Raw genomic sequence first — 23,470 nt, 5'->3', positions numbered from 1 at the left:
CGCGAGCTACACGACGTCTGGTCGTTGGCTGATGGAGGGACACGATGGCGGCCGAACCGGCTACGCGGCCTCCACAGTCCCACACGGCGACGTCGACGTCGCTTGGCTTCGGCGGCCGGGGAACGACCCACATGGCGCAACGGCCCCGGTCGTCGGCCCGGAGCGTGTCTACCTCGCCTATGTCGAGTCACCGGATGACGCTGAGCATTCGGTCGTCTACCTTGCAGGGTTCGATGCTGAATCCGGCGAGCAGCAACTAGATGTGCAACTTGAAACGGGCCGTGCAGTCGGACTCGCACTCGCGGACGACACACTCCTGGCCGTCACGCGTGGTCCGGACTACGAGCAGGCGGCCTTGACTGCCCTCGCCCGCGACGACGGGTCGATCCAGTGGACGGAGACGATTCCGGACGTGACTGGCTCGCCAGCAGTCGTGGACAGAACCTGTTACTTGGCGACGCGAGACGAGGACAACGCGGTGTACGCCTACACGCTGGATGGCACCCAACAGTGGCGCACACCTATCGACGGGGAGTGCTACACAGCGATCTGTGCGGACCACGACGGCGTCTACGTCGGATTAACTGACGGACGTATTGCAGCACTTGATGCGACGACCAGTGAGAGACAGTGGAGCAAACAGATCGCCACACCTGACGAGTGTTGTCCGGATATTCAGGGCACACCGACGGTCGCCGAGGGCCGTCTGTACGTCCCGGGCATTGCCGAGGAACTCGTCGCCGCCGATACCGCTGATGGAACCGTACTGTGGCGGACAACCGTCGTCGACGAGGACTACGGGAACGCGATACCCTCACCAGCGGTCACAGGAGATACTGCGTACGTGAATACGTATCACGGAGGGCTCGTTGCAATCGATATCTCGGACGGGGCGATTCGCTGGCGGTCGGCCGAGAGTGGGGACAACCAACCCCCTGCCGCCGGTGACGGTGGCGTGGTCGTGCCGCGGAACGACTCCGTCGTTGCCTACGAGACGAGTGACAGTCCTGTGTGGGCCATCGATATCACGGTCCCAGACATCGGGATGGCGGGCTACATCATGGACACAGAGGTCGCATTGGCGCACGGGATGTGCTACGTCGGGATCGCTGATGGGCGGATCTACGCTATCGGGAGCAGCGAGTAAGAGTACACTTCTATAGAACGACAGAAGTTCTATCAGGAGAGAAGAGCAGAATCCGGTAGAGATAGATCTGTTGTATATCGTCGCAATCATCATATTCAACTGCCTCATAGGATTGCATAGATGTCCCGCCTGAATCGCAAATTATCAGCCCTCCGTACCAGCGACTCGATCAAAGACAAGTGGTGGGTTACTTTGGTAGTCCCATATCTGGTACTCGGAATCCAGTTGCTTGCTATAGTGATACTGGGACCTTCGGACTACCCTTCTTCGAGCGCGTATGTCTGGGTGGCTCGATTCCTCTTTGTGGGCTTTTTCATTACCCTCGCACTTGCCATCGTGGGACTGTACTTTGACATAATTTACGTCGCAGAATCTTCTGATTGGAAACCATCGATGTGGTACTCGTTGATGTTCTTCGCGCCTGTTCTCGGCGTGGTTATCGGTCTGCACTACCTCTACAAGCGGAGCCGATATGTAGGGTTATCTCTGGCTCCTTCTCCGCAGGCATAGGTGTAGATTCGCCACCTATCCAACCGCTGCTCCAGCGGGAAGATGTCCAGAAAATAGAATTTCAACAGAGCCAGTGAAGAGTAATGTTCGGGCAAGTACAAGAGTGCAGTATGCCGGCCCTCCATCGGTGGTTCTCGGCGTCGGAAACATGGGAGCGTCCCCTCGCCATCAGCATTGCAGTCAGCGTCCTCTATTCACTCGGTGTGTTCGCGTATAGCCTCCTTCCAACCTCGAATGTTTCAATCTCAGGAACACTTTGGGACGCGCTTGCATTATCTATGGCGTTTGGGTTGGTAACGATAGGGATTCCCGTTTTGCTCTGGCTTCGCTATGAAATCCGTAGCCCGGGGGCGCTGTTGATAGGCATCCTCGTTTTCTGGCATATACTCGTGTATATCCCGCCAATTGGAAGTGGACAAGGGGATTCGCCCGGGTTCCTCTTCGTGTTTGTGTGGGCACCATTTTATCTCGTTGCCTACGGTATTCTGGCGGCGATAGAATACTGGCTCCGTGGTCGTAAATTCTCGCAGACTAATACGATTGACTGATTGGGAGATATACGTGATCTCCCTTTAGACCAACCTCGGAGGGGGCCATGTTGTGTCGCTGATGGCGATAAATCTTGCTGGCGAACAGAAGGAGGACGCTCCAAAACAGGTTTAGAATACTCGTTTGACTAAACGACCACAAAGGTGTGCGACAGTCCCAATCGCAAGGAGGACTCCGGCAAAGGCGAGGAATATGAGCCACGTCGGAGAGTCAGTACTCGGGGGCAAAACGAGGTGGTACCCGATTAAATACACGAAAAGTCCCCCAACCGGCCCTAACGAGAGGAGAACTGCCGTTCCGATGTCTTTACCGTTTACTGATGCGTAGAAGGCACTCACCCCGACGACGAGTAGGACACCGCCCATCACGTACGCCGGTACTTCTCCAAGTGATTGACCAGCCGTTTCGTACAGGAATCGGTCAATCCCGAACGTTGCTAGCGTTACAACACCCAATAGCGCAGCGAGGCCGCGATAGCCAACTCGAGGGGGTTTATCTGCCATGTGGAGGCTTTTCAGGGCGTTCATATACCGAATATTCCACTCATTTGATTATATGCCTTCGGGTCATCCAGGCTGAATCCTCAAGGCCGCCGGTTTAGTCATTCCACTAAATATTGATGCCACCCTTCCGTCAAAGAACCAAACTTCGACCTTTGTGGAGCGCTATCGGACAGGACAATGCGTCGTTCCCGAGGTGGCCAGTATCACGCGCTTGCGGCTCGTTGTTTACGACGAAATTCCAGTCTCCCTGTGAAACCCGCAAGAGCGACGACGCCGACCCAAAGTAGGATATACAGAGCGAATGGTGTCGGCACAGCAGATGGTGGACGAACTGGCCCCGCCAGCCACGAGCCGAATCCTGAAAGGAGCAGGAATACAGCGACGATGATGGCGGGCGATCTGACTTTCTCACCTACATAAAACAGAACTGGAACGAATCCAAGGAGAAACATTCCAAGGACGATATACGCTCCATTGAGTGGTTTGGTCATGAGCAGTTCCCACAGGTTATCGAACCAACGATTCCAGAGCAAAACAGCCACACCTGCGTGGACCAGTCCACCAACCAAGCCGCCGATAATCGAGGTTCTTGTTACGATCGATTGCGTTGAGGTACGTGACATACACGTCAGTTGACCACCAGGGCCCTTAGTACGATGTTTGGGCCAAAATTAATTTTGACAGACGAGGATGTCGACCATCTATCTGTTCCGGGCCCACCACAGGACGACCAGTCCAAGGACGAACAGTCCCCCGAGGAGGAACTCAAGGCCCGGGAATGAGAGGAGTTCTAGTATCGTCGGCGCATCACCTGCACCACCGGGCTGTCCAAATGCCTGAAAGACGAACAGGAAGGCAGAGACGAGAAACAAGAGCCCCGTCGCGCCGACGAGCCGCTTCAGTAGGTCGAGGAGTCCCGTTTTACGTTCCGTGGTGCCGACGAAGACGACGACGGGGTCGTCTGCGGGTGCATACACGTTCATCTCTTTGCCCTTCTCTGAGTACCGGGTATGGGCCACACGGACCACGCCTGCCTCTTCGAGATTGTCGAGGTGGTAGGAGACGTTCTGCAGGGACAGATCGAGTCGGGTAGCAAGTTCAGATGGAGGTGCCGGATCGTCGTAAATTGCAGTCAGGATACGCCGCGCCGTTTCCGACGAAAGGGCCTCAAACACGTTTGCTGTCTCATCTTCCTCCACACCGAGAACTCGTATGTCGCCCTCTTGCTCGGCAGTCACGTCGTCAGTGGAGGGCAACAGAGACATGCTCTCTTGTCCATCTCGTACTGTCATAAGTCCATTGTGTCCGCGTGATACAGCCTTCTCTAGTCAGTAGCCTTATTCTGGAGATAGAGCTGTACTTGGAGTACGTCCGAGTAATGCAAGCGTCCAGCGGGTCGACATCCACTCCACACAATGGAAGCGTCCGCTCGCTAGCGTCAAGGACGCTACGGCGGCACCTCGCGGGTCTGTGCGCTATTCGTTGGGCGACACTGCGGCACCCTCAACGGGAAACCACTGGTGATCGTCCCACTGGAACCGCACGGGCCGTGCCGTCGGCCTGACTGTTGTGTTCGTTGCTCGTTCGAGTAATGTTCTCGAAGCAACGAGGTCGGCGTGGCCGTCGAAACCACACGGACAGGTGAGCGTCTCTCGATGCCGGCGTGTTCGGTCCCGTTCGCCACATTCTGGACAGGTCTGGGACGTCCACGCCTCCGAGATTGCTTCTACGTCGATTCCATACTCTTCACAGACTGATCCGAGTCTATCAATACACTGCCGATGCGCCCAGAAGGTCCGTGCTTTGAGATTCGCCTCCACCGACCAGTACTCACCGAGCACTCCGGTGAGATCGCCGTGGTAGAGCGTTGTAACACCAGCTTCGTCTAACCGTTCAACTACGTCACGGAGGAGCGCGTTCACCGCATGATCGCGCCGTCGAGAGCGCTTGCGATAGAGACGCTTGATTCGCTGACTGGAGTGTTGTCCGTCGGGGAGTTTCGCTTGGGCGTTGGCGATAGCGTTAGTCGTCTCTCGGAACCGATCGAACGGGGTTTGTCCACTGTAGAGATACTGCTCCCCGGTTGTCGTCGTACAGGCCACGAGTACGTTTGCACCGAGATCGAGCGCGGCTACCTCAGAGTCATCTGAGTCACTTCTTTCGACGTCGTCGACGGTTACGGACTGGTGGACACGATACGTCTCTTCGACTGAATCGTACGAGATTTCGAGCCGACCACTATCTCCTCGCCATTTCGGCTTCCCGCGAACTGGTAACCGAAGTCGGTCATACATCCCGAACCCGTACTCGTCTTTGAGGTCCATTCCGATGGGTATCTCCAGTCGTGAGCGCTCGTTCCACTGGAGCGTGTATGCGTCGTTTCGAATGTAGGTCCGGAGTTCTCGACCGTCGTCACGATTTCCCCAGTAGCCGGGTGGACTCGGGTCGTATTCTGGCTCGTCGAGAAGCTCGAAGAAGGAGCGCCACGCGGTATCGTTCACGCGAGCAATCTGTTGGGTCGTCGCACCGCCGAGCACGTCGACATACTCGTCGTAGTAGCCATCGCATTCCCAGACACTCTCTCCTTCGAAGAACTGCTGTCGGCGGTCGTAGGTGAGTGTGTTCCAGAGGCTTGCCGAGGCGTCTAGCACCCGTACGAGGATCTCTTCTGCCGTCTCGGAGTGCGGGACGACATCGAAGGTATTCGTTCGTCTCATGTGTAATCCTCTCTGGTGGAGGCCCGATCACGTCGCGCCTCCGCCCATCGCGGGCGCGAAAAAACAACGGCGAGTCGAACGGGACTCACATCACCGCTTGCTGTTGCCCCACATCCGTGGGACGTAGCCAAGGTCCTCGACGTCGTCCGCGTAGTCACGGAGGAGACCGACGAGGACGAGTTCGGGAACACCGGCCTCTGACTGTTCGACTAACCACTCTTCGAGGTCGACCTCTGCTTGCTCGATCTCGTTGAGGTCAACCGACATTGATCCGGTTCACCTCACGTCGTTGGATACGCTGGTTCATTTTGCGTCACTGAAGTTGCGTCACAGGCCTGTTGAGACACCTGCACCCCTGACTGGCGAAAAGCAACTCTCTATCGGCGAGATTGGAGTAAGTGGTTCTGTAGGTTATCCTCAAATTATGACACGAACCTCGTGCTGAATATAGAGGCTGAGTGTAGTACCTAAGGAAGTCTGCTCACTCGATTATAGCGGAACCAACCAGCAAGTGTGCCTGTATCGCCGTTGAGAGGCGACGAAGTTGACAGAAGACGGTCGATTCAGCCCGCGTTTCGCTCTCTGACTCGACACGACAGCCAGCAGTCGGACGGGGGTAGCTTAGTGGTGGGACGTGTCACGTCTCTGCACCGAAAAATTGAAATTCCAATCATTCAACGCTGCTACACATGCCGCAGGGTTCTCAGTCACTGTACGTTCGAATCATCAGTATATTCGCACGTATTGCGCTGGTTGGGCTGTTTTGTCTGGGACTCGCCATCATCGGCTTTGGAATCTACTCGGCCGCAAGCGGTCGTATGGTGGGCCTCGTCGTCTCAGCAATCGGTATTCCATTCACAGCTATCGGTGGGTACTTTTTGTGGGCGAACTACCTCGCGGACATCGATTGGAGTGAGCACTCGACTGACAATACGATTACTGGTCTTGACGGCCCGGACGATGATTTTTGAGAGTTGAAGAGATCGAATCTCTTGATTGCGTCGTCGGCAGTAACCACCGTGCGAGAGACGTGCTCTGTATTCAGCACGGCTGTCAAAAGCTGTCGCCAACTTGGCGATTACATCGAACCCTCCACGAATGGTCGGTCGCGAGCGACGCGGAGGGCGGCAGCGGCGAGCGGGGCGCGCCGCTACGTACACACCTGTCCAGCCGGCGACGTCGCTCGGTGAGCCATCTACCGTCCTGGCGGACTCAGAAAGGGCGAGGGCGCCTCGGCCGTCCCCCGACCCCGCAAGCACCGCAGGGACGAGGCGCGCAGCGGCGGTCGCGGGACGTCGAGCGGCCGAGGGCTTTCAAAGACGCCTACGGGTCCGTGTTCAGTTCACGGAGAACCTGCGTTGCGACAGTTCCGATCCGAACACCATCCAGTGCCGCCACATCGTGATCTGCAGCGGCCGTCCGAAACGGGACGCCGTCGACGAGGATTCGACGGATGACCGCCTGGACGACTGCGTCCCCGTATCGATCGACAACCGTGGCCATCGTTTCATCGAGATGTGCATCCGGGTGATCCGTTCGCGGAGTAGCCGCACGGTCGAGCAGCCGCTCACAAACCCTGTCGACAGATGGATGCGCGGGATTGCCAGTTCGTTCTTGAACGTCGTACACGGTCGTGTGATCGGTCAGTCCTCGGTCGGTGATTCGAGATACGCTTCGAGTGCGTCGACGACGGTCAGGACGAACGACTCCTCGAGGCGGCCCTGGCGTCGAACAATCGCGGCGTGCTTCGGCGACGCGACGGCCCACGGCGAGGCGTAACTCTGCCGAGGCATCCCGCCCTCGACCCAGTCGGTGTCGTCGAGGGGAATCCCCTCGTCGTGGGGTGTCGTCGTTAGTGTGACCGTCATATACTCCTCTTCACCGAATGGATGCGTGTCGTTGTTGAGAATCAGCCACGGACGAGGGTTCTCTCCCGACTTGAACGGGTCAGGTCCCCAGACGACATCCCCACGCTGATAGCTCATTCAGTCGCCTCGTCCTCGTCGTCGACAGCGTGCTCCAACCATTCGTCTATGTCCTCTTCACCGAAACGGTCGTTGGCCGCTCGCGTACTCTCGAGCATGCTGGCGTACGCGGCGACATCATCGACCTCACCGAGCGCCCAGTAATTGCCCTTGTGCCGGACGAGCCCTCGGTCTTCGAGGCGGGAGAGGACGACACTGATGCTCCCTGCTTTGACGTCAGTTGCGTCGCGAATCTCGCTCTGCGTGAACGCCTGGTCAGGGTGCGCAGCGAGGAAGCGCATCACGCGGTCCGCGTTCGTCTCCCCGGAGCGCTGGAGGTGGTCCTCGGGGGAGGCTTCGAAGGTCTCGATGTCGATGGGCATATGTATTTCTTTGTCGGTGAGTGTATTAGGTGTATCGGCGTATTTCAACGTGATGGTGCGCGGGGCTATCGGGTGAGAAGCCAACTACTGCTCAACCATATGTTCCTCGAGGTCGCGCGTCCAGTACGTCGCGAGCCCGCCCGGACTACAGCGGGCGCACAGCTGCAACGGGCCTTCGAGGTGCCCGAGCTCGACCCAGAACCGGGTGAGCGCCGCAAGCGTGTCGACGACCAGGCCACAGCCGTCACAGGCGACGTGATCGCGCTCGTCGGGATCCGGCTCCGTCTGAATCGCGCAGTCGACGCAGATCGGGTGGGTGACCCGCTCGTCCTGTCCCCAGGTGTGGGCCTCACCAGTCTCGGTGCCGGGTGGGGCGTCGCAGAACGCACAGCCGACGAGGGTCTGCTGCATCACTCGTCCTCCGCGTCGGCGTCGCGGCCGGCCGCCCAACCACGGTGGAAGGCGGCCAACTGTGTCGTCGAGTCGAACGTGGTGCCGCTCGGCTCGTGAACCAGAACGTGGTCCGCGGGAACCGGAGTGACGACGTCCGCGTCGATGAGCTCGTTGACCAAGTTCTCGGCCGTTGCGTCGTCGACGTCCGCCGTGTCGATGCCGGCGGCGTCGCGGTCCTGAGCGAGCTGTGCTTTCTCGAACCGTTCGTAGTCGCGACTCGTGTCGTCGTGAGGATCGGGACCAGGCATAGTGAGTCACGCCGCGCACGCTGTCGCGCGCTGCACGCCTCCCGGCGCCGACAAACAGTCAGGAGGAACAGCGTCAGTCCGGTCGGGGGTCGCGATAGCCGATGACGGCGACGTCGTCGATGAACAGGACGCCCTTCATGAAATCGAGTTTGGTCAGGCTGTGCTGGTAGAGGTTATGCCGGCCGAGATAGTTCACCGGCACCACCAGACAGCCGAACTCGATCTTCGGCCGGCCGCCCTTCTGGGTGCGGTATCCCTTCTGGAACTTGAGGAGGTCGTCGCTGACGTTCTTCCGCTCGCTCTTCTCGACCTCGATGGCGATGCGGACGTCGGCGTCGTAGAGGTCGACGCTGTAGTTAAACCCCTGATGCGACCAGAGCTTACAGTTCGGGTTGTAGCCGCCGGCGGCGTCCCCTTCGTACTCGTACTGCGAGAGCCCATCAGCGATTGCGGCATCGAACGCCCCGACCTCCGTGTGCTTCGTCGAGCCCTCGAAGACGCTTGCTGGGACGGCTTCGACGGCCGCCCGAATCGACGCCAGCGCATCGTCCGGAAACGCCTCAGACGAGGTTTGAGTGCGGCGCGCGCTCAGTTTGGTGACCTCCTCGACGACGACCATACTCGCTCTCGACGAACAGTGGCCCGATAAAACCCGTCACACGACCGTTTGGACCGACTGGTCGTCAGGTCTTCACTCGAGGATCAGGGCGGAGGGCGGGGGCGAGGGTGTGGCTCCGGCCCCATCGTTAACCAACACAGTGTCGATATCGATTCGAAGTGTTGGTTAACTCTTGCCGCTACGGTGTTCGGAGCTCTCGAACTGGCTTCACGGTGAAGGTATCTGGCTTGCTGGCTGCTCCCTCACCTGGCCGTTCCGCCGTCGCCGAGGGCGACCGTGTGAGTTGGGCGATGAGCTCGTCGCGAACGATTCGTCGAGGGACGGTGGTCTCGTGCCAGCCCAGCCGGTCGTCGAAGTGCCGCTTCTGGAACTGCTCGCCGACGTCGTCGGCGGCGACGTACTGCGTCCGCGTCGACCGCCCAACCTGCCGGGAGACGAAGACGGCGCCCACGGCCTCGTGCGTGAGTTCGACGAGAGCACACTCCACGAGGGCAACGACCGACGTGTGATCTCGCTCGGTCGGGACCACCACCTGGAGGTCTGCCCACGGCGCCTGGCCGTCCGGGGTACTTGCCGCTTGATGCGCTGATCGTGTCTCGCTGCGTCGTTCCGAAGCCATCGTCTATCCGGGGGCACATGATGTGCCCCGCCACCCCCTCGTGGGGGCGACAGACACCATCGAAACGCATCCATTCACCCTATGCGCTACATCTGATAAGTTCCAGATTCCAATCTCTGGGTGACGGCCCCTCGGCCTGAGAGAGCCGGCGGCCTTCGCACACTGCATATCGCCTCTTTCTTTGGACGAAAACCGCGATATGCAAGACGCTATGACGGGCTCTAATCGAAGAAGAAACCCGTCGGGCCGATTTGAAGTCGTAGAAAATACCTCGACGAGTTCGGAACTAATACTGGAGTCCCAAAATTTGCTCGACGAGAGGGTAATGATGGTGATCCCGGGCGTATCAAAATTTCACCGGGCCGCCGCTTCACCTGTTCTGAGTCTCCCGAGGCCCCCCGACTCGACACTTCCAATCGTGAAACACCCCGATTCACTCGAATCTGGTTGTGTTAGCCGCTGAATATTGCTCGACGGGGATTCTGAAAGGACTGGCTTCGGTCTGCAACACAATTCTCAAAAATCTGAGGGAAGTCTATTACTTAGAATTGCTCAGTAGGCCCAGCTGATTCCTCGTCCACCTGCTCGTACATCTCATCCGGGAACGGAAGGCTGCCCCAGATCGAGTAGGGACACTGGTCCTGGCCGATGCAGTAGCGCTGCAGATCGTCGTTATCGCAGTTCATCGGCAACGGCGTGTCGCCGTCGATGGTGTTCGAGAACTCGTAGCGGACCTGGTATTCGGTCTCCTGCTCGTCGTACCACGGCCATCGCGAGAAGACGTCCTTGAGGTCTGCGACAATCTCGTCGAGGCTACTGTCCTGGTACTGGGGGAGCCACATCACCATTCGTGCAAAGTTGTAGAGATCCTTCCGCACCGGCTTTTTCTCGTGGAGCCGTTCCTCCATATTCGCCATACAGGGGAGTTCGAAAAGATCCTCGATTTCTCGCACCTCAATCTGTTCGGCGCCGGTTCCGGCTCGCCCGATTCGATACGTATTGACGCGCCCGTCGCGATCGATCGTGACGGCCGAGTGTGACTCGTGGTCGGCCAGCGTCTTCGCGAGACTGCTCGGACTCGAGATCCAGTCCGTTACAGAGGATTCCCAGTCATCTTCAGCGTCGTACGCCGCAACCGCTCGATAGAGTTCTTTTGCCGTGTGGAACTCACCCTTTTGGGCAACGTCGTCGGGCGCGTCACTCAGAGCCCGTCGGAGGACGCGGATCGTCCGTTCGCCACGGTCCCAGTTCCGCCAGATGCGCTCGTGATGGCCGGTCTCGAGGAAGCGGTCGATCCGCTCCGTTATCGCGGACTCGTTCGTCGTCAGCCACGTCAGCTGGTCGTCGGAGAGCCCGTCTTCTTGCACCCGCAGGAGCTTCTTGAACGCCCGCTCAGCATAGTCCCGATACTTGCTGTCGAAATCACCGACCGGGACGTACAGCTTGTTGTCTTTCACTCGCGTCAGTATCTCTCTGCCATCGTCACTCCCCGTCGACCCCTGGTCCTCCCGTACGAGACATTTGCGTGACGCTGCGGCCATCGGGATTTCGAGGAAGAGACCATTCCCGAACTCCGGCATCTCCGTGATGCCCGTACAGACTCGACCAGGGTGTGGGCCATCCTCACCGGGCTCCTTGCTGTACAGCACGTCGGCGATGTCCTGCTGGAGCGATCCATCACCGTGGGCGCGGATGAGTGAGGCGAGATTGTTGACGTACAGCTCCCGGATATCGTAGAGCACCTGGATGTTCCGGGGCGACGCGTGTTCGAACTTCGGGTGCTCCTTTACACAGATCGCACTCAGCGTTGCAAGCACGGCGAGCGTTCCCGGCTCGTCGACGAACGGCTCCTCGGCGGCGTCGGCACGAACCTGCTCTTTGAACGCCGCCGTGCCGAACCGCTCGAGATCGTTCACGAGGTCCTCGGGCTGGTCCTCGCCGTCGACGACGTATCGGTTGTAGCCACGCGTAAACAGCTGATTGATTCGGGTCTCGCCGTACTCCAGCGGGAGTGCCGCAACTCGATACGCTGTGTCCTCGTCGTCGGTGGGCGTACTGGAGCTCATTCGTCGATCACCTCGGGCGTCGCCGACCGAACGTCGAACGCCGGGCTTTCGATTGGTTGGACAATGCTGCAGACGTCGGCGTGGAGTGAGTAGGGGAGGCGAGCAACACGCCGGCGGTCGGCCGTCACGACCGGATCGATGGGGATGTCGTACGTCTCGAGGAGGAGGTCGTTCAACACCTCGCGACTCTGCTCGTCGTACCGGTGAGCCGGGTCGGTATCCAGCAGGTAGAAGTGGACGCCCTGCCCGCTGTACACGACCATCGTCTCCTCGGCACCGAAATCGTCCTCGAAGATGTCGCGCACCTCGAACCCGTACTCGATGGCTTGGTCGACGTCCTCGAAGGCGTACGGATATCCGGTTGGCTCGGCGTCGAGGATGCCGGCGGCGTCAAGAAGCGCCTCGTCATTTCGATCGTCGACGTCGTCCGAGACGGCATCCGCGGCTCGTTCTCGAGCGATCTCCTTGGCGTCGATATCGACGAGGAGGACCCACGGCCGCTCCCAGTGATCGAGTGCGTAGTAGACGGCGTCGGGGCGTGGATCCGGTTGCTCCAAGACTTCTGGATCAGCGAGTGCGAATTCGCTTCGGCCAAGCGGGTCGTTCCGTGCGGGGTGGCGAATGAACTCACCGACGTCCTCGAAGCTGCTGAACTCCGCCGTCGTTCGATCTCCGGATGGATCCGTTTGCCACGTATCCCGCCGGATGAAGTCCTTGTCCGGCACTTCGTCTTTGCGAACCGGGTGGGCCTCGCGGAAGGCGACGGCGTACTGCTTCGGGCCCGTCGCCGAGATGAAGTCCGGCAGGTCATCGACATAGCGGGGAAACTCCTCGGCGTAGTAGGCGTAAATCTCCTCACGAGTTGCCTGTCGCCACGTCATGACTCGAGTTCCTCTTTGAGATTTTTGAACCCTCGAACGGTGGTCAGGCCGTCAGCATCGAATTCGTCGACGGCGTCTCTGATGTTCGCGAACGACCGCGCCGACCGCCCACTGACAGGCTCGTCGATCCTGTCGGCGTCGGCCAGCGCGTCAAGCACGTCGATGGCCGTCTCCCGAGTGTTGAACGCCCAGACTGCGTCGCCGTCAACGGCGCTGAGCTTGTCGTAATCCTCGACCGGGGCGTGTCTGTTGTTACTCGCGAGCTCCGCTTCACCTGCCCAGACCAGATTGCCCTCATCGTCGAACCCGGCTACATCCAACACCGTTCCATCGTCGTATTCGTAGTACGGTTCGACGCGAACGACGTCGTCCTGCTGCTGGAGCCACGACTCGAGGAGCCGGACGCCGACCTTGTGCGGGGTTTTTTCGCCGAGGTCACCCTCGCCGGGGCCGGCGTTCAGTTCCCTGCCGAGGAGGTCACGCCCGTCCGGAAGGACGCTGTAGTACTTGCGCCCAGCGGCTGATCCCTCGTCCAGTAGCTCCTGTTCCGTGAGCCGCTCCAGATGAAGGTCCTCGTAGTCGTCTCGCAGCTGGCGCATACTTTTCAAGAGCGTGTACTCGTCGTCCTCTCTGTTCATGACGTCGAGGACTCGGTTCAGGAATCGCACGTCATCGCGACTGAGCCCGCGGTCTCGAAGCTCGTTATCGGGAACGGGAATGCCGCTGTCCTGAACGGGCGTTGACCCGTTCGCCGGTTGCTCTGGCTGGTCGCCAGCGGGGTCCTCGTCGCTATCAATGGGTTCCCCGAACAACGAACTGACCTCCCCGTGGTCGCCATCGGACTCGCTGTCCGTCTCGGGTTGAGTCGTCGACGTCGACCCGTCCTCGCTCGTCGCGTGGCTGATGAAAGCGGATTGGTTCGGGTCGCCCCCCGTATCTCCATCAACCGACGAGACCGCCGGGTCGGCTCCTGAACTTCCCCAGCCCGTCTCCTCCGGAGCAGGGCTCGATTCAGTCGTCGCTGTCAGCCCGTACTGGGCCGCTGTGCGCTCAACCATCCGCGGCCGGGTCACGGACTCGAAATGGTCTTCCTGCGGCTCTGTGAGTGGCTGGTCGCTTTCTGGATGCCCCGGCGCAATTGGGAGCGGCTTCAGCGAGAACGGCGGCGGCCCAGTCTCCCCGAACGACGGGCTCGGGAGCTGAGCGATCCACTCCCCACTCGGGAGCGTGTTGATCCGGTTGCGGAGTTCGGTCGGGCTGAGGTCCTCGTGGGCGAGCGACTCCGCGAGGTCGCGCTCGATCGAGATGTTCCCGACGAGCTTCGTCTTGATGTTGTTCAACACCTCGTCGTAGGCCCGCTCGTTCCGGTTCCGCACCTGCTCGGGGAACTGCATCACGAGCCCCATACTCAGGCCGAACGACCGGCCTTGGGGCAGTAGCTGCTCGGTGACGAGCTTCGTCGACGCGACCGGCGCCGCCTCCTCGATGATGAGGTTCGTGAGCTTCTCGTAGTCGGTCTGGCCATCGCGACGGCGCACCTGCACGGCGTCCCAGAGGTTGCTCAACAGCAGGAGTGTGATCGCCCGCTGTGCCTCCGGCCGCAGGTCGCCGAGGTCGAAGATGATGGTCGCGTCTTCATCGAGGAACTCGCGGAAGTCGAAGCGGTTGTCGACGTACTCGCCGGCGTCGTTCTGCTCAGGGTCGTGGCTGAAGATCCGCCGGAGATGCGCGTCCTCTTTGAGCTTGTCGAGGCGGTTCCCGACGGCGTCCATCGACACCTGGAACTGGTGGTTGTCCTTCGCAAAGTGGCGCGTCAGCGACTCCTCGATGTTCTGGTTGTCCGCCGAAACCGGCGGAATCGTCTGGTCGCGTTGCATCCGGAGGGCGGCGGCGAAGAGGTCGTCCAGCCCGAACACGTCGTTGCCGTACTCCTCGTCGAACAGCGCCTTGATGAGGTAGCTGAGGATCTCGTTCGCGACGAACGCCTGGCCGTACTGCTCGCGGCCCATGATCATCCGGAGGATGTCGTGGAAGTGGTCGACCTTGTCCTGAATCGCGTCCTCCCGGTTACGGCCCGCTTCGAGCGCCGGCCGAATGTCGAAGAACGAGAACGCGGGGATCGTCTCCGGGACGCGGAAGTGGTAGACGTCGTCCAAGCCACCGAACCGCTCGTAGTGGCAGCGCAGGTAGTTCTCACACATCCCGTCACCCTTCGGATCGACGATGACGACTGGCCCACCAGTCGACTCACGCAGGGAGAGGGCGTCGTTGATGATGGCCTTCGACTTCCCGCCACCAGTCGACGCGAACCGCCCATAATGCGTCGGCAACAGATCCGGCGGGATTTGGATCGGATCCGGTCGCGGCTCCCCGTTATCGTCGAGAGCGTACCCGATCTCCATCCCGTTCTGGAACTGCTGGATCAGGTCGGGATTCGGCCACGGTAGCGGATTGCGGCTCTGCTGTTCGGCCCTCGTTCCCCGCGTCCCTTCGACGGTCAACTGTTCGGAGGAGGGGACGAGGACGAAGTTCGCGAGCTCCGTCCCGCTGAGGACCAGCTCAGGCCGGGTCTTCCCCCGTCCCGTCGTCAGCTCTCGATTGAGAAGACGCTGGAGCGCGGCCCGTGCGTTCTTCTCCTTCGTTTTCTCACGAAAACCACTCTCCCGGAGCCGTTGTCCCTCCACCTCGTAGAACGGCCCATCGAGCGTATCGAACACCGGGAGGAGCGAATCCATGCGAGCATCGAGATCCTCGCGAGAGCCATCAGCAGGCACGCCGACGGCGCGAATGTTCGCCGTGAACGACCGTTTGGCGTTCTTCGCGTCGATGTACTCGATCCGTTTCTCGACGGACTCACTGAGTTGTCGTTCGTCCTGGTCGCTCCGGTGGTCCTCGACCTCGAGGAACGACCCGACGACCTCTTGGAAGAACGTGTCTCGGCCGTCGACGAGGTCCTCTTTCCGCACTTCCGCGTCGGACTGCCAGCTGCTGCGTCGTTGGAAGACAACCTGGAACGCGGTTGGGGCTGTCGCCTCCATCAGGTGGTCGATGAGCGTCGCGAGCGCGGCACCCGGTTGATCGACCGACGAGAGATTCCCGTCTGATTCATCCGCTGTGAACGGCGTCAGCGACGTCATCCAGTCCTGCTTCCGAGACGCGGACCCACACCACTGGACACCGAGCGGGGAGACGGCGTCCTCGGCTGGTCGTGCCAGGATCGTCCCCCTCGGCGTCATCGTCGGCTTCTCGATCGATGGCCACTGCTCGTCCTCGGGGAGTGTCTCGGGTGGGGCAAGTTCGAGGACGGAGTCACCAACAACAACGTGATGGTCGGGGATTGTGGCGGCTACCGTGCCGCCGTCGACGACCGGGTCCGTATTCGCTGAGCCAGCGTCAGCCGGCTCTTCGTCGACGTGCTCGTACTGCTCCCCTGGACCAAACTCGTACTGAAGCCGCCCGGCTTCGTAGTGCTCGACGAACTCCTCTGGTGTCAACTCGACCGATTGAATGAGACGGGCGGCGACGTCGACATCGACGCGTTCGATATCGAACGTGGACGGGTAAATCGAGCGGAGCCGCTTTTCCACAGTATCGAGGTGAGCATCGGCCCCGTAGAAGAACTCCACCGGCTCATCCGGCCCATCACTAATCGCGAGGAACTCGAACCGAGGCGGTGTCTCACCGTGAAGTGGGTTCAGCTTTGCTCTGAGGCCTGACGCCCCCGGCGTAGTCAGTTTGTGGAGGCTGTCAAGGACGCGGGGGATGCTCTCGGCATCGAGTTGCTCAGAGGTCGGAGTGACGCGTAAGTAGTCAGCCATCGTCGGTTCCCTCCGTTGACCCGCCATCCGGCTCGGCAGCGACGGCGTTGGATTCATCCTCGCTGGTGTTCGTTTCGTTCGTTCCATTCGTTACTCGCTCTTCAAGCTCCGCTTGGAATTCCTCCATCTCACTATCGACAGCGCTGTCGCCGGCGCCGGGGAGCGAGGAGCGGACCTGGGCAGTCGGGTCGAAGTCGATGACCTGTTTCTCCTTGGGCATCGCTTTGACCTGGATGCCGCGCCACTCGCCGTCGACGCCGACCAGTGCCTCGGAGAAGCCAGCGTCCTCGTTGCCGGGCACCGCATCCTGGACGAACCGCATCTGTGCGTAGTTCAGACCGAACTCGTCGGCCCAGTCTTCGTCCATCCCGTCGAGGCGGTGGAATTGCTTGACGGCACACTGATCGAGGATCGCTTCGGATTCGGCGTGCTCGAAGAACTCGTCGACGGTCTGTGTGACCAGCCGGATCGAGAGGTCGTGGTGGCGGTGGTGCCGGAAGACAGTCTCGAGGAACGCCAGACTGGCGGCGTCCTGCATGATGTAGCGAGCCTCGTCGATGTAGAACACGACCTCCTTGTCCGAGACCTTCGCTCGCTCGTACACCAGCGAGATGAGGAGCTGCATCGTCAGTGCTGTGCTGCTGTCCACGCTCCCTTCCTGCTGGGCGAGATCGAGATAGATTACCTTCTCGTCTCGAATGTCGAAATCAGACTCCTGCCCGAGATTCGCGTGGCGACCGTCGTCTTCGAAGGGGCGGAGCTGATCGAGCAGCCACGTTGCGTCCTCCTTGATCTTCCCGGATTCCTCGTCGGACCGCACGACGAACTCCTCGGGATCGTCGACCATATCCTCGAAGACGTCCATCATGTCGCGGATGGTCGGGCTCGGATTGCTGTGGGTGGAGATGTCGTCCGTAATGTCCTGGCGCTTGTAGGCGCGCTTTAGCCCGAGTTCGAGCGTTGTCCGCCGGTCGCCGAGCGAGATACCGCGGAGCGCGAAGAAATTCGTGAGGAAGCTCATCGCGTCGTCGAGCTTCTCGTTGAACGGACTCGCGTCCTCACCCATCGCCCGCTGGACGTGCTCTGGGGTCTCCCGGATCTCCAGCGGGTTCAGACCGAGCGTCCCGCCGACCGTGATCCGTTTGGCGTCGAGGGCTTCCGAGACACCGGCCCAGTTGTTCAGCGGTTCGAGGATGATCCCGATACGGTCCTTGCTCTGTTCGATGGACCGGATGAAGTTCTGTTTGGAACTGAACGACTTCCCCGAGCCCGTGTCGCCGACGGTGAACATCGCGTACCCGTTGTCTCGGGCGAACGGGTCGATGACCACAGGGCTCTGGTTGTCCTTGTGAATCCCGAACTCGACGCCGCCCTCCTCGAGGATCGTCGCGTTGTGCGGCGAGGAGAGCAATGCGCCGACAGCACCGCCGAGCGCGATTGACGTTCGGCCGAACTCGTTGTCGCCGATGGGCGCGGCGGATTGAAGGGCGAGGTCCTGCCGACAGATTGCCGTCTTCGGCGTGAGGTTCGCCGGGTCGTCACGAAGCGCACTCTTGACCTTCTGGACGGCGTCTCTGAGGTCGTCCTTCTCGTCGGCCCGAACGGTGATGAACATCCCCTGGTCGAAGACGCTCGCGCCGTTCTCGACAGCTGTGTAGGTCGCTGCGGCCTCGTTGGCCCGCTCTTGGAGGTAGGCACTCCGGACGCTCTGTTCCAAGTCAGCGTCGACCTGGAGGTCATCGGCGATGTCCTGCAGTTCGTTCCGGGCCCGTTCCTGGTTCTTCGGCGTGATGTGGGCCGTCAGATCGAACTGCACGTCGGTCATCTCGAAGAGCTCGGAGAGATAGCCGTCGTTGGGGTAGTCCGGGTAGTCAGCGATGTACAGCGTCGTCGTCCACTGCTCGCCGACTCGTGCGGCTCGCGTTTCCCACTCGGCGGCAGCCGGCGCGGTCACCGTCTTGTGTGACTCGGCGATGTCGTCGAGGAGTTTGCGTTCGGCCTCGCCTTGTTCGAGTGTCTCTTCGTCGAGTACGTCGGAGAACTCGACTTCTTCCGTGTCGTCTTCGGTGTACCAGTCCCAGAGGAGTTTTCCACCGATACCGAGCAGGACGACGATGAGGAGATAGAGCGCCGCGCCCTCCGTAGAGGTCGGACTGGAGAGCCATCTGACGAGCTGGCTGCCCACACCGCCCCCGGCTTGGAGGATCACGCTACGCATCGAACGCATCCTCCCGGCGCGACTGGCCGATGATCGGTTGTTCGCGAACGATACGCTCTGCCTCGTCGTAGTCGTGTTCGCGACCGTTCCAGAAGTCCATATTCAGGACGAACAGTTCGACCGTGCTGAGCCGACGTGCGGACCATCCGGACGCCTGCTGGATGAACTCAGATCGCACGTCGTTCACCCGACTGTCGAGCTTCTCGAACATCTGAGCGCGACGTTCGACGTCGGTGAGATCCTCACGACGGGTGACGAACGGATTGAACAGGAAGCCGATGACGGGGAACTGCGTCAGCTTCTCGGCGGGCGTGCCCTCGTCGCGGAAGCGGTCGTAGACCTCCAACGGGCTGACCTGGATCCCTATGTAGTATCGCACTTGCTGGATGCCGCGCTCTCGCATCTCCTTCGGCCGGGTCTCCCGGTACTCCTCGAGGAGTTCCTTGAAGATCGGGTTCTCCGTGACGTCTTCGTCGTTCAGGCGGTCCTCGATGTTCTCCGTGATCTGCTCCACCGGAAATGAGCGGGTTGTAGCGTGGAGTTTGAGCTTCGAGTCCAGCTCTTTGTTGGCGAAGTCCTCGCCGGCGTCTTGGAGCTGGGCCCAGTCGTCGGACATCGCGAAGTCCATGTTGTCGGGGTCGATCTCGATGAACGCCTCCATCGTCCCGTCGGCCCGCTGAATGGCGCCTGCGCCCGGCCACGCTCGCTCGATGTTCGTGAGGTCCTGCGTACGTTCGTCCGGCTTGAAGGGCGTGTAGTTCGCAAGGCCGCCCTCGTTGCGCTCTGTCTCGTTGGTGGTCCCGTCGGCGTCTTCGGGAGCACTGAAGGTAATCTGCGGCCGCTTGACGTACCGATAGACGTCCTTGGTCCACGTCCACGCGTTCAGGTGGTCGGGAGAGACGTAGACGATGGCGACGCCAAAGCCGAACCCACCGGCGACGAACGGAAGTGCGAGCGATTCGATTCCCGTGAGGCCAGCGATGAACAGGCCGACGATCGGGAAGGCGATCAGGACGCCGACGTCACCCTCCTCGATGTTGAGGTAGGGGATGCGACTCTCCTCGCCGAACTGGTCCATGATGCGTCGTGCGGCTGCGTCTTGATCTATCGACATGGGTTGTTAGTAGCTTCCAGGGTCGTTCTCGGTCCGCCGGTAGGACGGCGTCCCGCTGTCTTCGTCACCGTTCGTCCCTCGAGCTGCTGCTTTCTGGGCCACCGCGTGCCCTGCGGCGGCCTTGGGCCCCCATCGGGCTGCGGTCGTCGCGACGCCAGCCCCACCAACGTAGGCCCCGGCAGCCACGCCGCCGATGAGAGCAACTCCCTTCGTAGCGCCACCTAGAACTTTCGCGGTCAGCGGGGTCGCGTACTTGAACGTCTTCCAGGTGACGTACAGCGCAACCAGCGGGAGCGAAGCCGCGACTAAGTACTTGAGGAACGCTGTCTCTGGTGTTAGGGTTCCGCCGGAGTACAACAAATCATACCCCTTCAGAACCATCGCTGCAGGCAATGGGAGAACAGCAAGCGGAACGAACCGTTTGCTGAACCCCATCGCTACGTCTGATATTACCGGGATGTTTCCGTATGCGAGAGCGAACGCGATGGGCATCCCATACAGATATACGTAGAGGAGAATCCGCCGAATGTAGAACAGCGCCTCAAGCGCCCACATGGAGATACCGCCAAGCAGAGCAAAGAGAAGACCCAACCCAGGATTAGTGATTGAACCAGCGATGAATTGCAGCATCGCTGCTGCGAGGGAGGACAGTTCGGGCATCAACGCGATTGTGAATCCATCGACGAGATAGAGGGCGAGGGCACCAATCCAGTACCAAGTGATTATTAGGAACGCACCCACCCACGCGGTCTTCTTGGTTTTCCGAGCTTCGTATGCGCTCCCGATGTTGAAGATTCGGATGGTGTGGCGTCCCTGAACGCTCATCACGAGCAACAACAGGGCGATTAGCATTATCTCGCCACCCACGAGACCTTCCTGAATCGCCGGCCACGGGGCATTGCTCGGCTGTCCGAAAATGAACGCTCCGTCAGTGTGGGGAGTGGGAGTCCCAAACATCTCTTCAGTCAGAGTCTGATACCCCGACCGAAGGCCGTCCATGAACAGACCGATGAACCAGTCCACAACGCCCTTGATCCCTTCGAGGACGACGTCGATGAGGTCTACCATCGTTAGGCCTCCGTAATGCTGACCTCGCAATCGCTCATCTCAGTCGATCCAGAGTACTGTACATCGAACGTGTTGGAGGCCTGATTCCCACCAATCTGGGTTTCGACTGTCACGGTGAACTGCCCCGAGTTCCCCTCAGGAGAACATCCCATCCCCTCGTCAGATTCGGAACCGAAGGGGTACGAATTGCTGAACAAGTCCCTCGTTTCTCCTGGAGGGATGAGGACCTGCTCAGTCTCGTACATCCCACTTCCGCGGGGATCATCGACTGGATTAGGGATGTCTCCAGAGAAGATCAGTTCAATCGCAGCATCAGGGCCGCTACCAGTATTTTCAACTGTGACGAAAGCCTCCCCGTTCTTTAGCCGGTCCGTTTCAGTATCGCCGTAGACCTCATCCCAGGGCTTGTCGGGGTTGTTTCGGTAGAGTCCGACTTCTCGGACCTGTAGCTCTGGTTGGACTGTAATAGTCGCACCCCCAGCTTCCTCTTCGCCTTTCAGTGCAACAACCTCGTACTCGCCGGGTGCGTAGCTCGTTCCGAGTTCGAAGGAAACCTGTTGTGACCCCGCAGCGACTTCCCGCTGACCGAACAGCTCCCCATTCGGCTGAATGAGGTTGATCTGGTCGAACTCTGAGTCGGCGGCGAACTCGACGACGAGTGCTGTTCCATCGACGGTCACCTGCTGGAACACTCCCGACCCATCTGCGGGGCTCTCGCTCCCATTCGGAGTGGTGCTTCCGTTACTGTCCAGGCATCCGGTCACACTCGCGAGCGCGGCGCCGGCGACTGTTCGGAGGGCGGTCCGTCTGCTGAGGTGGTGATTGTCTCGAGTCATGGATTGTTCTGGAAGATGTCTTCGGGGCCGAGCATTCGCAGGAGCCGCTTCCCGGCGTAGAACATCACAAAGAAGGGGAGCAGCTGCCATCCGACCTCGACGAAGAGAGCAAACCAGCCCTCGATCGTCCCGAGTGGATGCCAGCGGGCCGTCGCCGTATCACTCACGTAGGCGGGATTGTGGCCAAGCCACGACCCAGGATGATACCGGGCGGTGTAGATTCCCGGCTGCTCCACAGTCACGATTGCCACGCCAGACGCGTTCGTTTCGACCCGCTGATCCGCGATGGTGATGTATCCGTTCCGAGCCCCGCCACCGATCGGATACCGGCGACCGCCTCCGCCGAGTCCAATCGGAGTCCCCGTCTGGTTATCTCGAAGCTCGATACGGAGTGTCGCCTGTGACTGGTTTTGCTGGATCACCTCGACGGAGAGGTTACTGCGCCGAAGCTGTCGCTCAGAACCGGAATCAGGGGCGACGATAGAGGCGTTCACACCACGGACGATGCCTGCAACGTGGAGATCCTCACGGTCGACTGTCTCGGCGCGGACGGCGAGACCATACGTCGTCGTGTAGGTCTGGTTGACGATCTCGATGTTGATGTTCTCGCCGAGGGTTCCGACCGGCGATGGACGGTCCGTCCCCCAGGTATCGATGATCTCGGGACCATCACGGACTGGCTCAGCACGGGGACCGATCCGGGAGGGATACGCGTGAACGTAGACGGGAATCGCGTTGGACTGGACGGTCGAGCTCCCCGTCCGGCTGGACTGCACGAGCGTATCCCAGTTCGTGTTCCGGGCGGTGTAGAACCGCCAGACACCGCGAACGCGAGCACTTCCGTTCTCGGTTAGCGTGTAGCCCTGCCAGGGACGGGACTGGAAGATCGCCACTCCTGCATCGCCGTTCGGGTATTCGGCGTAGTAGGGGTACGCCGTAAGGTCGTAGATCTCGACATCGATGGAATCTGTGACGTTCAGAGACTCGGTCTGGTACGTGACATCGACGTCCGTCTCATCACCTCGGTCGATCCGGACGGTCTTCTTCAAGCGAACGTCGATCTCGGCTTCGAGGGTGAGTGTCGTACTCCAATCGTCCTCAATCTGGTACTCCAACGCAGGGGTGTGCGAGCCCTCCTGCTCGACGATGGTGGTCCCATCGTTGATGAGCCGGACCTCGTCGACCTCGTGGTTCGTCAGCGACCACTCGACCGTCCGATTCCCGGACGAACTCCCATTCGGGACACGGACACGGTAGTCGACGAACCCACGCATCGTTCCGTTCGGCGCGATGTAGAGCGGGGTTTCACCCGACTCCAGATGGCCTCGCGTCGATGGTTGGACGGCGAATATCGTGGCGTGTGCATCTTCGATGTAGACGCCGTCCTCCAGCGAGGCGTGTGGTGGGTGAATGGAGGTGTCCGACCCGCCTGCGTTCAGATCCTCGAAGTCGTTCCGTGTCCACGTCGCCGCGGTCGCTGGTGGGCGCTTGAACGTGATGTCCGTCCCGTTCGCGAGCTGTTGCATCGCAGTCCGAGATTCGCCGTACCGCTCTTGGTACGCCTCTTGACTGATGTAGTCGTCCGCGTCGCGAGACCACAGCGTCGCCGATTCGTTCTCTGTGAGCCCGTTATCCTCCGTTCCTGGCCGTGGTGGAGTAGCCGTGACGATACCCGTGACTACACTCGTCACGCACAGCACGGCCACGATTATGGAGAGCTCTCGACGTTCCATAGGGCTCACAGCGGGGGTGGGAGC

23 protein-coding genes are annotated in these 23,470 nt (G+C 60.3%); 3 read left to right on the top strand and 20 right to left on the bottom strand.

Translation table 11 applies throughout. The annotated features are described in order from the left end of the window. Positions 1-31: 31 nt before the first annotated feature. Complete coding sequence (locus K6T36_RS15425; RefSeq protein WP_222923599.1) at positions 32-1,147, top strand: outer membrane protein assembly factor BamB family protein; 1,116 nt, start codon at positions 32-34, stop codon at positions 1,145-1,147. Between the two features lie 620 nt (positions 1,148-1,767). Continuing rightward, complete coding sequence (locus tag K6T36_RS15420) at positions 1,768-2,205, top strand: hypothetical protein (RefSeq protein ID WP_222923598.1); 438 nt, start codon at positions 1,768-1,770, stop codon at positions 2,203-2,205. Positions 2,206-2,316: 111 nt separating this feature from the next. Here K6T36_RS15420 and K6T36_RS15415 read toward each other — a convergent pair whose 3' ends face one another. The 5 genes from K6T36_RS15415 to K6T36_RS15395 all read right to left on the bottom strand — a co-directional run bounded on the left by K6T36_RS15415 (position 2,317) and on the right by K6T36_RS15395 (position 5,693). Continuing rightward, complete coding sequence (locus K6T36_RS15415) at positions 2,317-2,733, bottom strand: hypothetical protein (RefSeq protein ID WP_222923597.1); 417 nt, start codon at positions 2,731-2,733, stop codon at positions 2,317-2,319. Positions 2,734-2,912: 179 nt separating this feature from the next. Further along, entirely contained in the window at positions 2,913-3,332 is a 420-nt protein-coding gene (locus tag K6T36_RS15410) for a hypothetical protein (RefSeq protein ID WP_222923596.1), read from the bottom strand. A 78-nt stretch (positions 3,333-3,410) separates the two neighbouring features. After that, positions 3,411-3,974: an ArsR/SmtB family transcription factor gene (locus tag K6T36_RS15405; protein ID WP_222923595.1), complete on the bottom strand. Its 564-nt coding sequence runs from the start codon at positions 3,972-3,974 to the stop codon at positions 3,411-3,413. 210 nt (positions 3,975-4,184) lie between these two features. Continuing rightward, a complete protein-coding gene (locus K6T36_RS15400; protein ID WP_222923594.1) occupies positions 4,185-5,426 on the bottom strand; it encodes an RNA-guided endonuclease InsQ/TnpB family protein in 1,242 nt (413 codons plus the stop codon). Positions 5,427-5,516: 90 nt separating this feature from the next. Next, a complete protein-coding gene (locus K6T36_RS15395) occupies positions 5,517-5,693 on the bottom strand; it encodes a hypothetical protein (RefSeq protein ID WP_222923593.1) in 177 nt (58 codons plus the stop codon). Between the two features lie 422 nt (positions 5,694-6,115). On the opposite strand from K6T36_RS15395, the gene K6T36_RS15390 reads away from it, so the two are divergent. Further along, a complete protein-coding gene (locus tag K6T36_RS15390) occupies positions 6,116-6,397 on the top strand; it encodes a hypothetical protein (RefSeq protein WP_222923592.1) in 282 nt (93 codons plus the stop codon). A gap of 352 nt (positions 6,398-6,749) precedes the next feature. On the opposite strand, the gene K6T36_RS19255 is transcribed toward K6T36_RS15390, so the two are convergent. The 15 genes from K6T36_RS19255 to K6T36_RS15315 form a co-directional block, all read right to left on the bottom strand. Then, on the bottom strand, positions 6,750-7,055 hold the full coding sequence (locus K6T36_RS19255) for a DUF8158 family protein (protein WP_486606366.1): 306 nt from the start codon (positions 7,053-7,055) through the stop codon (positions 6,750-6,752). Between the two features lie 14 nt (positions 7,056-7,069). Beyond that, positions 7,070-7,411 (bottom strand): type II toxin-antitoxin system PemK/MazF family toxin, encoded by a 342-nt coding sequence (locus K6T36_RS15380; RefSeq protein ID WP_222923591.1) that lies wholly within the window; start codon positions 7,409-7,411, stop codon positions 7,070-7,072. Further along, the gene (locus K6T36_RS15375) at positions 7,408-7,773 is read right to left on the bottom strand and encodes a MarR family transcriptional regulator (RefSeq protein ID WP_096396394.1); all 366 of its coding nucleotides are present in this window, start codon (positions 7,771-7,773) and stop codon (positions 7,408-7,410) included. The genes K6T36_RS15380 and K6T36_RS15375 overlap by 4 nt, the downstream gene beginning before the upstream one ends. Before the next feature lie 84 nt (positions 7,774-7,857). Continuing rightward, positions 7,858-8,184, bottom strand: coding sequence for a DUF7558 family protein (locus K6T36_RS15370; protein WP_222923590.1), 327 nt, complete (start codon positions 8,182-8,184; stop codon positions 7,858-7,860). Further along, entirely contained in the window at positions 8,184-8,474 is a 291-nt protein-coding gene (locus K6T36_RS15365; protein ID WP_222923589.1) for a DUF8069 family protein, read from the bottom strand. Before K6T36_RS15365 ends, K6T36_RS15370 begins: the two co-directional genes overlap by 1 nt. Before the next feature lie 73 nt (positions 8,475-8,547). Then, positions 8,548-9,093, bottom strand: a complete 546-nt coding sequence (locus tag K6T36_RS15360) for a hypothetical protein (protein ID WP_222923588.1) — start codon at positions 9,091-9,093, stop codon at positions 8,548-8,550. A 178-nt stretch (positions 9,094-9,271) separates the two neighbouring features. Further along, positions 9,272-9,712, bottom strand: coding sequence for a DUF8030 family protein (locus tag K6T36_RS15355; RefSeq protein ID WP_222923587.1), 441 nt, complete (start codon positions 9,710-9,712; stop codon positions 9,272-9,274). Between the two features lie 542 nt (positions 9,713-10,254). Beyond that, complete coding sequence (locus tag K6T36_RS15350) at positions 10,255-11,778, bottom strand: primase-associated protein (protein WP_222923586.1); 1,524 nt, start codon at positions 11,776-11,778, stop codon at positions 10,255-10,257. Next, the gene (locus K6T36_RS15345) at positions 11,775-12,659 is read right to left on the bottom strand and encodes a bifunctional DNA primase/polymerase (RefSeq protein WP_222923585.1); all 885 of its coding nucleotides are present in this window, start codon (positions 12,657-12,659) and stop codon (positions 11,775-11,777) included. Before K6T36_RS15345 ends, K6T36_RS15350 begins: the two co-directional genes overlap by 4 nt. Next, complete coding sequence (locus K6T36_RS15340; RefSeq protein WP_222923584.1) at positions 12,656-16,477, bottom strand: ATP-binding protein; 3,822 nt, start codon at positions 16,475-16,477, stop codon at positions 12,656-12,658. The genes K6T36_RS15345 and K6T36_RS15340 overlap by 4 nt, the downstream gene beginning before the upstream one ends. Then, positions 16,470-18,695 (bottom strand): VirB4 family type IV secretion system protein, encoded by a 2,226-nt coding sequence (locus K6T36_RS15335; RefSeq protein WP_390182306.1) that lies wholly within the window; start codon positions 18,693-18,695, stop codon positions 16,470-16,472. The genes K6T36_RS15340 and K6T36_RS15335 overlap by 8 nt, the downstream gene beginning before the upstream one ends. Beyond that, positions 18,688-19,809 carry a TraC-like domain-containing protein gene (locus K6T36_RS15330; RefSeq protein ID WP_222923582.1) on the bottom strand — a complete coding sequence of 374 codons (1,122 nt, stop codon included), beginning with the start codon at positions 19,807-19,809 and terminating at the stop codon, positions 18,688-18,690. Before K6T36_RS15330 ends, K6T36_RS15335 begins: the two co-directional genes overlap by 8 nt. Positions 19,810-19,815: 6 nt before the next feature. Continuing rightward, a complete protein-coding gene (locus tag K6T36_RS15325) occupies positions 19,816-20,877 on the bottom strand; it encodes a TrbL/VirB6 family protein (RefSeq protein WP_222923581.1) in 1,062 nt (353 codons plus the stop codon). A gap of 2 nt (positions 20,878-20,879) precedes the next feature. Continuing rightward, positions 20,880-21,713: a hypothetical protein gene (locus tag K6T36_RS15320; RefSeq protein ID WP_222923580.1), complete on the bottom strand. Its 834-nt coding sequence runs from the start codon at positions 21,711-21,713 to the stop codon at positions 20,880-20,882. Continuing rightward, positions 21,710-23,446, bottom strand: a complete 1,737-nt coding sequence (locus K6T36_RS15315) for a DUF8186 domain-containing protein (protein WP_222923579.1) — start codon at positions 23,444-23,446, stop codon at positions 21,710-21,712. The genes K6T36_RS15320 and K6T36_RS15315 overlap by 4 nt, the downstream gene beginning before the upstream one ends. Positions 23,447-23,470 lie beyond the last annotated feature (24 nt).

The organism is Halobaculum roseum (assembly GCF_019880245.1).
GTDB lineage: Archaea > Halobacteriota > Halobacteria > Halobacteriales > Haloferacaceae > Halobaculum > Halobaculum roseum.
The sequence above is the reverse complement of the archived record's forward strand: the minus strand, read 5'-3'. Positions and strand labels throughout refer to the sequence as shown.

Excerpts from the sequence above, each read along its gene's own strand:
- K6T36_RS15425 (WP_222923599.1), top strand. The coding sequence starts at position 32 with ATGGAGGGACACGATGGCGGCCGAACCGGCTACGCGGCCTCCACAGTC.
- K6T36_RS15420 (WP_222923598.1), top strand. The coding sequence starts at position 1,768 with ATGCCGGCCCTCCATCGGTGGTTCTCGGCGTCGGAAACATGGGAGCGT.
- K6T36_RS15415 (WP_222923597.1), bottom strand. The coding sequence starts at position 2,733 with ATGAACGCCCTGAAAAGCCTCCACATGGCAGATAAACCCCCTCGAGTT.
- K6T36_RS15410 (WP_222923596.1), bottom strand. The coding sequence starts at position 3,332 with ATGTCACGTACCTCAACGCAATCGATCGTAACAAGAACCTCGATTATC.
- K6T36_RS15405 (WP_222923595.1), bottom strand. The coding sequence starts at position 3,974 with ATGTCTCTGTTGCCCTCCACTGACGACGTGACTGCCGAGCAAGAGGGC.
- K6T36_RS15400 (WP_222923594.1), bottom strand. The coding sequence starts at position 5,426 with ATGAGACGAACGAATACCTTCGATGTCGTCCCGCACTCCGAGACGGCA.
- K6T36_RS15395 (WP_222923593.1), bottom strand. The coding sequence starts at position 5,693 with ATGTCGGTTGACCTCAACGAGATCGAGCAAGCAGAGGTCGACCTCGAA.
- K6T36_RS15390 (WP_222923592.1), top strand. The coding sequence starts at position 6,116 with ATGCCGCAGGGTTCTCAGTCACTGTACGTTCGAATCATCAGTATATTC.
- K6T36_RS15380 (WP_222923591.1), bottom strand. The coding sequence starts at position 7,411 with ATGAGCTATCAGCGTGGGGATGTCGTCTGGGGACCTGACCCGTTCAAG.
- K6T36_RS15375 (WP_096396394.1), bottom strand. The coding sequence starts at position 7,773 with ATGCCCATCGACATCGAGACCTTCGAAGCCTCCCCCGAGGACCACCTC.
- K6T36_RS15370 (WP_222923590.1), bottom strand. The coding sequence starts at position 8,184 with ATGCAGCAGACCCTCGTCGGCTGTGCGTTCTGCGACGCCCCACCCGGC.
- K6T36_RS15365 (WP_222923589.1), bottom strand. The coding sequence starts at position 8,474 with ATGCCTGGTCCCGATCCTCACGACGACACGAGTCGCGACTACGAACGG.
- K6T36_RS15360 (WP_222923588.1), bottom strand. The coding sequence starts at position 9,093 with ATGGTCGTCGTCGAGGAGGTCACCAAACTGAGCGCGCGCCGCACTCAA.
- K6T36_RS15355 (WP_222923587.1), bottom strand. The coding sequence starts at position 9,712 with ATGGCTTCGGAACGACGCAGCGAGACACGATCAGCGCATCAAGCGGCA.
- K6T36_RS15350 (WP_222923586.1), bottom strand. The coding sequence starts at position 11,778 with ATGAGCTCCAGTACGCCCACCGACGACGAGGACACAGCGTATCGAGTT.
- K6T36_RS15345 (WP_222923585.1), bottom strand. The coding sequence starts at position 12,659 with ATGACGTGGCGACAGGCAACTCGTGAGGAGATTTACGCCTACTACGCC.
- K6T36_RS15340 (WP_222923584.1), bottom strand. The coding sequence starts at position 16,477 with ATGGCTGACTACTTACGCGTCACTCCGACCTCTGAGCAACTCGATGCC.
- K6T36_RS15335 (WP_390182306.1), bottom strand. The coding sequence starts at position 18,695 with ATGCGTAGCGTGATCCTCCAAGCCGGGGGCGGTGTGGGCAGCCAGCTC.
- K6T36_RS15330 (WP_222923582.1), bottom strand. The coding sequence starts at position 19,809 with ATGTCGATAGATCAAGACGCAGCCGCACGACGCATCATGGACCAGTTC.
- K6T36_RS15325 (WP_222923581.1), bottom strand. The coding sequence starts at position 20,877 with ATGGTAGACCTCATCGACGTCGTCCTCGAAGGGATCAAGGGCGTTGTG.
- K6T36_RS15320 (WP_222923580.1), bottom strand. The coding sequence starts at position 21,713 with ATGACTCGAGACAATCACCACCTCAGCAGACGGACCGCCCTCCGAACA.
- K6T36_RS15315 (WP_222923579.1), bottom strand. The coding sequence starts at position 23,446 with ATGGAACGTCGAGAGCTCTCCATAATCGTGGCCGTGCTGTGCGTGACG.